This is a genomic window from Vibrio sp. OPT46 (genome assembly GCF_015163535.1).
GTDB classification, from domain to species: domain Bacteria; phylum Pseudomonadota; class Gammaproteobacteria; order Enterobacterales; family Vibrionaceae; genus Vibrio; species Vibrio alginolyticus.
This window is the reverse complement of sequence record NZ_JADDYG010000264.1, coordinates 12583-21040: the sequence shown is the minus strand read 5'-3', so window position 1 is coordinate 21040 and position 8458 is coordinate 12583. Positions and strand designations below refer to the sequence as shown.

At 43.6% G+C, this 8458-nt stretch carries 9 protein-coding genes; 7 read left to right on the top strand and 2 right to left on the bottom strand.

What is annotated here, in order from left to right:
* A partial coding sequence (locus tag IQR33_RS12350) for a DUF2982 domain-containing protein (RefSeq protein WP_193843732.1) occupies positions 1-341 on the bottom strand: 341 nt, incomplete at its 3' end.
* Positions 342-614: 273 nt separating this feature from the next.
* Between IQR33_RS12350 and IQR33_RS12345 the strand changes: the two genes are divergently transcribed.
* From IQR33_RS12345 to IQR33_RS12320, 6 genes are all read left to right on the top strand, one after another.
* On the top strand, positions 615-1019 hold the full coding sequence (locus IQR33_RS12345; protein ID WP_005376863.1) for a hypothetical protein: 405 nt from the start codon (positions 615-617) through the stop codon (positions 1017-1019).
* A gap of 414 nt (positions 1020-1433) precedes the next feature.
* The gene (locus IQR33_RS12340) at positions 1434-2525 is read left to right on the top strand and encodes a TRAP transporter substrate-binding protein (RefSeq protein WP_017636112.1); all 1092 of its coding nucleotides are present in this window, start codon (positions 1434-1436) and stop codon (positions 2523-2525) included.
* 115 nt (positions 2526-2640) lie between these two features.
* Complete coding sequence (locus IQR33_RS12335) at positions 2641-3180, top strand: TRAP transporter small permease subunit (protein ID WP_053306570.1); 540 nt, start codon at positions 2641-2643, stop codon at positions 3178-3180.
* Between the two features lie 12 nt (positions 3181-3192).
* A complete protein-coding gene (locus IQR33_RS12330) occupies positions 3193-4479 on the top strand; it encodes a TRAP transporter large permease (RefSeq protein WP_005376871.1) in 1287 nt (428 codons plus the stop codon).
* A gap of 151 nt (positions 4480-4630) precedes the next feature.
* Positions 4631-5986: a cache domain-containing protein gene (locus IQR33_RS12325; protein WP_005376873.1), complete on the top strand. Its 1356-nt coding sequence runs from the start codon at positions 4631-4633 to the stop codon at positions 5984-5986.
* The gene (locus IQR33_RS12320; RefSeq protein ID WP_017636110.1) at positions 5979-6617 is read left to right on the top strand and encodes a response regulator; all 639 of its coding nucleotides are present in this window, start codon (positions 5979-5981) and stop codon (positions 6615-6617) included. Before IQR33_RS12325 ends, IQR33_RS12320 begins: the two co-directional genes overlap by 8 nt.
* A gap of 40 nt (positions 6618-6657) precedes the next feature.
* Here IQR33_RS12320 and IQR33_RS12315 read toward each other — a convergent pair whose 3' ends face one another.
* A complete protein-coding gene (locus IQR33_RS12315) occupies positions 6658-7134 on the bottom strand; it encodes a MarR family winged helix-turn-helix transcriptional regulator (protein ID WP_005376877.1) in 477 nt (158 codons plus the stop codon).
* Between the two features lie 387 nt (positions 7135-7521).
* Between IQR33_RS12315 and IQR33_RS12310 the strand changes: the two genes are divergently transcribed.
* Positions 7522-8458: BCCT family transporter (locus tag IQR33_RS12310; RefSeq protein ID WP_193843723.1), on the top strand; the 937-nt coding region annotated here is incomplete at its 3' end.

Sequence of the window (8458 nt, the reverse complement as noted above, 5' to 3'; positions counted from 1 at the left end):
AGACGAATACCGATCCAAGGTAGCGGTTGGTGCCACCCTTCCTGTTGGTAGCTACAAATACCGATTGACTCAATATTTCGCCATCGGACGACCCAACCCCCTTTAAAAAGGTGTTGCTGAAAGTGAGAAGCTGTCAGCGTAAAAGTGACTTGGCTTTTCTTAATCATCAAGATGGCGAAACCAACGATTGCAGACATCAAAATGACCGACAACATGGCTTGCTTCCATCCCGGAGAAATGGCAACCAAAAACAAAGTGATGAGTGCAACGAGCAACAAAAGTATTCTGTTGATAGGGGAGTCGGGTTTGAAATGTGAATTTGTTAGGTGCAGCGTTTCCATGCTTATAACCTCATCGAATACTTGTCCAAAAATAAGTGGGTAGCTTTATGTGCATTGATTTGCATTTAAAATAAAACAAACCTCTGTTTTTATACCCAGTATTCAATAAATCCGTTCATAAAATATCTGATTAAATAGTAGACGTTCTATGCTTTGAGCGCATTTTTCATCGCGTTTCGCCGCTAAAACCTACAAATTGCTTGTGAATTTTGGTATAAAACGCGCTTCAAATTTTCATCCCTGCTGAGATGCAGTGAACTGGAGAAATATTCAATGAGACTTGCTCATAAGCGTAAAGTGCAGATGAAACTGCAAAAACGCATTAAAGCGACAGTAGCAAACTTAGCTGCAGCACCTAAAGCAGTGAAGCCTGTTGCGGAAAAAGCAGTAGCACCCTCTGTTGCTGAAAAAGCTGTTGCGGAGAAAGTAGTAGCTGATAAAAAAGTAGCTGCAGTGAAAACAGTTGATGTTGCCCTTACTCCTAAGCAACAACAAGTATTAGACATCGTTATGGCGAATGCTGAAGGTATTAACCCTAAAGGCATCGGTCTAGCTGCAGGTCAAGAAGATACTAAAGCGGCATCATGGGCTACTGGCGCACTAAAGAAGCTTCTTGAAGAAAACCTAGTTCAAAAAGAGCAGTTAGCAGGTAACAAAGTTATCTACAAAGCAGTTTAATTACCGCTACCGTTCTGGATTGAATACCTCGGCCGATGCCGAGGTATTTTTTTATCTTGGTATTGGAAATAATGCATTAAGTACTGACTTTAACACTACCAATAAGTGGTTTGTCACATTTTCTTAAATACTATGTAAATTTTTTGGCAGAAAAATACGTACGTATTGTCTTTTATTTTTATTCATAGATAAAAATATAATTTATTGATTTTGCTATTAACAGTCTTTTGTCATGACGGTTCTCCTACGTACTTGTACGTAATACCTTAGGCTAATGCCTTATTGATGAATTACTCGCTTCCGTGTTCATGCCCATTTCGCATTAGACAACATTGTTACATCTTTTATACCGAATACAGCCAATCCTAATGAAATGGATGACAACAATAACCTTGGTGATAAAGGACGTGAACGATGAGTCTAATCCAAAAATCTTTAAAACGAGTGCTCAAAACAACCGCTGTCGCTGCCGCGATGGCACTCGCAGCGACTTCTGTAAACGCTGCTGAAAAAGTCTATCGTTTAAAGCTTGCTGAAACTTGGGGGCCTAATTTCCCAATTTTTGGTGATACCACAAAAAACATGGCCAAAATGGCGGAAGAGATGTCCAACGGACGTTTGCAAATCCGCATTGATTCCGCAAACAAGCATAAAGCGCCTTTTGGGGTGTTTGATATGGTTAAGTCGGGTCAGTATGACATGGGTCACTCAGCGTCTTATTACTGGAAGGGTAAGGTTCCAAACACACTTTACTTCACTTCTATGCCCTTCGGTATGTTGCCAACTGAGCAGTATGCATGGTTTTACTACGGCGGTGGTATGGAGCTGATGGAAAAAGTGTACTCTCCACATAACTTGATGTCTTTCCCTGGCGGTAATACCGATACTCAGATGGGCGGGTGGTTCCAAAAAGAGATCAAGTCCGTCGAGGACTTACAGGGTTTGAAAATGCGTATCCCAGGATTTGCTGGTGAGATTTTGGCTGAGTTAGGTGCCAAGCCAACGAATATCGCCCCTGGTGAGCTATATACTTCTCTAGAGCGTCGCACAATTGATGCCTTGGAATGGGTTGGTCCATCGCTGGATCTACGTATGGGCTTCCACAAAATCGCGCCTTACTACTACACAGGTTGGCATGAGCCAGCGACTGAGCTTCAGTTCCTCGTTAACAAGCGCACCTGGAACCGTCTACCTGATGATCTAAAAGCGATTTTGCAAGTAGCCATGAAAACGGCCGCTTACGATATGTACACGCAATCGAAACACGAAAGCGGCAAAAACTGGGCATCTATTAAGTCTGAATACCCAAATGTTGAAGTAAAAGATTTCCCACCTGAAGTAGTAGCTGCGTTGCGAGAAGCAAACGATCGTTTGTTGAAAGAACATGCAGAAAAAGATGCTTTGGCGAAAGAGATTCAAGAGTCGCAAGCGAACTATATGAATCAAGTTCGACCATGGTCAGATATTTCGCACCGAGCGTACTTAAACAGTCAAGCTCAACAATAACGTTATGAAGCAGGCGATGCCGAGAGGTTTAGCCTGCTATCGAAGCCCAAGAAAACTTCATAATGAATGCTCCGCACCATAGCGGAGCGCATCTAAACGTTCCACGGAGTTCGGAATGAGAAGTCTTATTTATATTGAGCGATTATTTAACCGCTTTAGCGATTTTCTCGGATGGTTATCCAGCATCCTGTTTATTTTGTTGTTAGCAAACGTTGTGTACGACGTTGTCATGCGTTACGTGTTTAATGATGTGTCTATCGCATTCCAAGAAATGGAATGGCATCTATTCTCTGCCGTGTTCTTGCTTGGTGTGCCTTACGCAATTAAGTCCGGTGGCCATGTTCGCGTCGACATTTTTTATGAACGCTTATCTTACAAAGCACAATCCATCATCGACATCATAGGCACACTATTTTTCTTATTCCCTTTTTGCCTACTGGTAGCTTGGTTTGGTGTTGATTTCGCTAAGGAAAGTTACGCGTTAGGCGAGACGTCTGGTGACCCAGGTGGCTTACCATATCGTTGGATTATCAAAGCGATGATTCCGCTGTCATTTTTCTTTATGGCGGTGAGTGGTATTGGATTGTTACTTCATTCAATCAACAAAATTGTCAACCCTCATCTCATCTATGCCGGTAATAACGGTAAGTCGTAAAAGGAAGTCATTATGATCGGTATAGTGATGTTTTTTGTTGCGCTCTTTGCGCTTCTATTGGGATTTCCCGTTGCCTTTACTTTTGGTGGTATCGCGCTGATTTTTGGTGTTTGGGCTGAAGGCATCGAGATGTTTGCTTTTATGCCATATCGAATTCAGTCCATTATGGAAAATACGGTGCTAATGGCCGTACCGCTGTTCGTTTTTATGGGGCTAGTGCTACAGAAAACGAAGCTTGCTGAACAGCTACTAGAATCAATGGGGCGTTTGTTCGGTGGCGTTCGCGGTGGTATCGCTATTTCTACCGTGTTAGTTGGCGCATTGCTTGCAGCTTCAACGGGTGTGGTAGGCGCATCAGTTGTTGCGATGGGCTTAATATCTCTTCCTGTGATGCTCAAGTACAATTACGACAAAGGTTTAGCGTGTGGGACTATTTGTGCGTCTGGCACGTTGGGCCAAATTATCCCACCTTCTATCGTGTTGATCTTGTTGGGTGATGTACTTGGCGTACCGGTAGGGGACCTATTTCAAGCTGCGATCTGGCCCGGTATTACACTTGTTGGCGCCTATGTGATCTACATTCTCATCTACGCGAAGTTGAACCCTCAAGCCGCACAGGCGATAGAGCGCGATGAGTCGATCAGTCGTAAACAAGAAGTGCTCACAGCACTGAAAGCTGTATTGCCACCGTTAGCATTGATCATCGTGGTATTGGGCTCCATCTTTGCAGGGATTGCAACACCAACAGAGTCAGCGGCACTAGGCGGTGCAGGTGCGATAATTTTATCGCTATTGTATAAACAGTTTAGTTGGTCGATGATTTATGATGCATCAAAAGAGACAGTTAAAGTAACCGCAATGGTCTTTGCGATCTTACTTGGTGCGACCGCCTTCTCAATGGCATTTACCTACACTGGTGGTGATTATTTAGTTGAAGAGTGGATGTTAGAACTGCCGGGTGAAAAGTGGGGATTCCTTATTATTACCATGGTGGTGATTCTGATTTTAGGTTTCTTTATCGACTTCGTTGAAATCTGTTTTATCATCGTGCCAATTATTGCGCCAGTCGCTGAATTGATGGGCATTAATATGACGTGGTTTGCGATTCTTATTGCGATGAACTTGCAGACGTCGTTCCTCACACCGCCATTTGGCTTTAGTTTGTTTTATCTAAAAGGTGTCGCTCCAGCAGGGGTTACTACGCGAGATATCTACAAAGGTGTGATGCCGTTCATCGCGATTCAGATTGTTGTGTTGGCGTCTTTGCTGTTTTTCCCAGGTTTTTACGGTATGAGTTAATCACTCGATAAGAAAGAGATTTTGTGAACTGAGAGTTTTTACCTTTTGAGACAAGTTGTTAAGCTGTTAATTATGTCTATGCAGACACAATCGATTCGTTTGTACTGCTAAGATAGTAAGCTGTAAAGGCAGCGTTTCATGGAGGGAAGGGATGCCTCTCAAAGCAAAGTTAATTCTGCTGACACTGATACCCGTGGTATTGGTGTCAGCGAGTATCAGCTGGATCTCTATCTATCAAACCAAGACCCTTGGCAAAAGGGAGGTGGAGATCTTTCATCAAAACCTGATCCAATCAAAAGAAGCGGCGCTGAAAGATACGGTCGACGTCGCTTTTGACTCCATTTCTTACATCTACAACGATCCGACTTTAGAAGAGAGTGTTGCCAAAACGCGTGTGAAAGCGATTTTAAATCGTTTGAGTTATGGGTCGGACGGCTATTTTTTTGCTTATGATAAATATGGTACCAACCTTGTACACCCAGTTCTTCCGGAGCTTGTCGGGGAAAACTTACTCTATCTTGAAGACGAAAATGGCGATCGCTTAATCGAAGCTCTATTGTATCAAGCGCAATCCGGTGGTGGATTTCATCAGTACCTGTGGCAAAAGCCATCTACGGGTGAAGTTGTCCCTAAGCTTAGTTACGCTGCATGGCTCGATAAGTGGGAATGGATGATAGGGACTGGGCTGTATATTGAGGATGTAAGCCGAGAAGTCGCCAATATGCGCGCGGCGGTGAACAAAAATATCGAAACGACATTTTTCTCAGTCGTCGTGATCTTAGCGGTGACCGTTGCTGTAATCATTGTTCTCACTCTGGCGATCAATCTGCACGAGCATCGCCTCGCTGATAAGAACCTGAAAGAATTGGCACATAAAACCGTGATGTTCCAAGAAGATGAGAAAAAGCATTTAGCGCGAGAACTGCATGATGGAATCAATCAGTTGTTAGTCTCCAGTAAATGTCATTTAGACTTAATGAGTCATAGACTGGAAGACGAAAAACTCAAATCCCACTTAGATAAATCACAACGATCGCTCGTCACCGCGATAAATGAGGTGCGGCATATTTCTCATCAGCTCCGTCCAAGCGCCCTCGATGATATCGGTTTAGAAGCAGCACTGACGACCTTGCTACAGGATTTTCATTCCCATTCCGGGATTGATATCGAGAGCAATTTCGATACTCAGCAGCACAAACTGACTTCGGAAGTCGCAACGACGCTATATCGCGTCGCTCAGGAGTCTTTGAATAACATTGAAAAACATGCGCGAGCGAAAAAAGTAACGGTTACTTTGCAAAAAATGGGCAATATGCTGCAATTACTTATACGTGACGATGGGGTTGGATTTGTGGTTAACCATGCAGTGCACCAACAAGGGATTGGGTTAAGGAACATGCAAGAGCGTGTAGAGTTCATCGGTGGTGAATTTGAGCTAATGAGTGAGCTTGGCTTGGGAACAGAGATTACTGTGCTGCTTAATTTGGATGAAATAGTTTATGGATAAACCGATTAGTGTAGTGATTGTCGATGATCATCAAGTGGTATTGGATGGCTTCATGGCTCGTTTGGAGTTAGAGTCTGACATCGAAGTGGTGGGTACAGCAAGTAATGGCTTGGAAGCGATAGAGGTCGCAAAACACTTGCAACCGGACGTCATATTGATGGATATCAGCATGCCAATAATGAACGGTATTGAAGCGACTGGTGTAATTAAAGAAGCTCGCCCAGAGAGCAAAATACTTATGTTGACCATGCACGATAATCGCGAGTACATCATGAAGGTCATGCAAGCTGGTGCCGTAGGATATATGCTCAAGGAAATCTCGGCCGAGAAAATGGTGCAAGCAATAAAAACGGTGAACCAAGGCTCGACGTATTTCTGTGAATCCGTCACACAAACACTCTTTACCCAAGAAGTGGTGCCTGCCACGCAAAAAACGAATCCTCTCAGCCGCAGGGAAGAAGCGGTACTTAAATTAGTTGCTCAAGGAAACAGCAGCAAAAAAATCGCCACTTTACTCAATATTAGTTATCGAACGGTAGAGACGCATCGCCATAACATTAAGCACAAGTTGGACTTACATTCGACGGCAGAGTTAGCAAAATATGCGTTTGAAACTGGCTTGACTGAGTAGGAGAGTAGTGCCCGCAAAAAGCGAGCACGTGGGAGCGAAACTAATCGGCTTTGGTAATGCTACCAAGCTCTAGCATTGGAGCAACATCGATGTCCTCTGCATTCATCATCGTCGAGATGCGTTGAACGGAAGATAGTAGAAGGGATTGCTCCCATTCTTCCAATTTTTGGAATCGATTAATGAAGTGCTCTTGCAGCGGCGTTGGTGCTTGTTTTAAAGCTTCTTGGCCCTTGCTCGTAAGTACAGCATGCACTTTACGCTTGTCTTGAACACTGCGCTGACGCTCAACAAACTGGCCTCGTTCTAGTCTATCTAGAATGGTCGTTGCGGTCGCTTGGCTCATGTTAGTGTGGCTAGACAACTGTTTAATCGTCACGTTATCTAAGTCATTGATAGCGCGCATCAAAATCAACTGTGGAGCAGTCAATCCAGACTCTTTGCTCAGCTTTTTAGAATGTAAATCAATAGCGCGGATGATCTGACGAATCGAGACCAATACTTCTTCGTACTTTTCCAATTTATTCATCCAGTCTGTAGGGAACATTTATCGAGGCGACACTAACTTAAATGCGCCCTTATTTAAAGGGGGGAAATCAAAAATTACCCCTACAATTTTACGCCGTGTCCTCAATACCATTTTGTCGCGCCTTTTCGACAAAATAAGAAGAGCTAAAATTATTATAGCAATAAATGTTTGTGGTCTAACTATTGTAGTAGTGATTTGTTCTATCAAAGGCCGTAACCACACAGTGAAAAGTAAGTTATTGGATTTTTTAATAGCAAAAAGATAGACAAAAACGTGTCAAATGATAGGATCTTGCGCCTTCACGGAATGCAAAACGTATCGTGTTCGAAAGATTTTTTTGTTTGGTACGTAAAAACACTACAAAAATAGAGAGGAACGATGACAAAGGGTATAGATAAGTACAGTATCGATAGTACCGACTATACGGTAGGTCAGGACAACGTTCAAAAATGGGGTTTTGATGTTCATAACCCAGTTTTTGGTATTAGTGCAGGTTTAATTGCGCTGTTTCTTGTCGCTGCATTAGTTCTAGATGCACATACCGCAAAGACGGCACTTGATGGGCTGAAGTGGAAAATTATTGGTTCATTCGATTGGTTGTTCATTATTGCAGGTAACATTTTCGTTATTTTCTGTTTGGCGCTTATCGTCTCACCAATGGGTAAGATCCGACTAGGTGGTAAAGACGCTGTTGCCGATTACTCGTTTATGTCATGGCTTGCAATGCTATTTGCAGCTGGTATGGGTATCGGTTTAATGTTCTGGAGTGTTGCAGAACCTGTCGCTTACTTCACCGGTTGGTATGAAACGCCACTTGGTGTTGAGGCAAATACACCAGAAGCCGCGAGATTGGCACTGGGTGCAACGATGTTCCACTGGGGCCTTCACCCATGGGCAATTTACGGTGTTGTAGCACTTTCTTTAGCATTCTTTGCCTACAACAAAGGTTTACCGCTATCTATGCGTTCGATCTTCTACCCACTTCTGGGTGATCGTGCATGGGGTTGGGCTGGCCACATTGTGGACATTCTGGCTGTGCTTGCGACTTTATTTGGTCTTGCTACATCCCTAGGTCTAGGTGCGCAGCAAGCAGCAAGTGGTATTCATCACGTATTTGGTGTTGAGCCAGGCCTAGGTCTGCAAATCGTCGTTATTACCGTGGTGACTTTACTTGCTGTTGTTTCAGTCGTACGCGGCATCGATGGTGGTGTTAAAGTCATTAGCAACATCAACATGGTTGTGGCGTTCTTGCTACTTCTCCTTGTTGGTCTTATCGGTTGGGCGGCGAGCCTAGGTTCGATTCCAACCACACTTA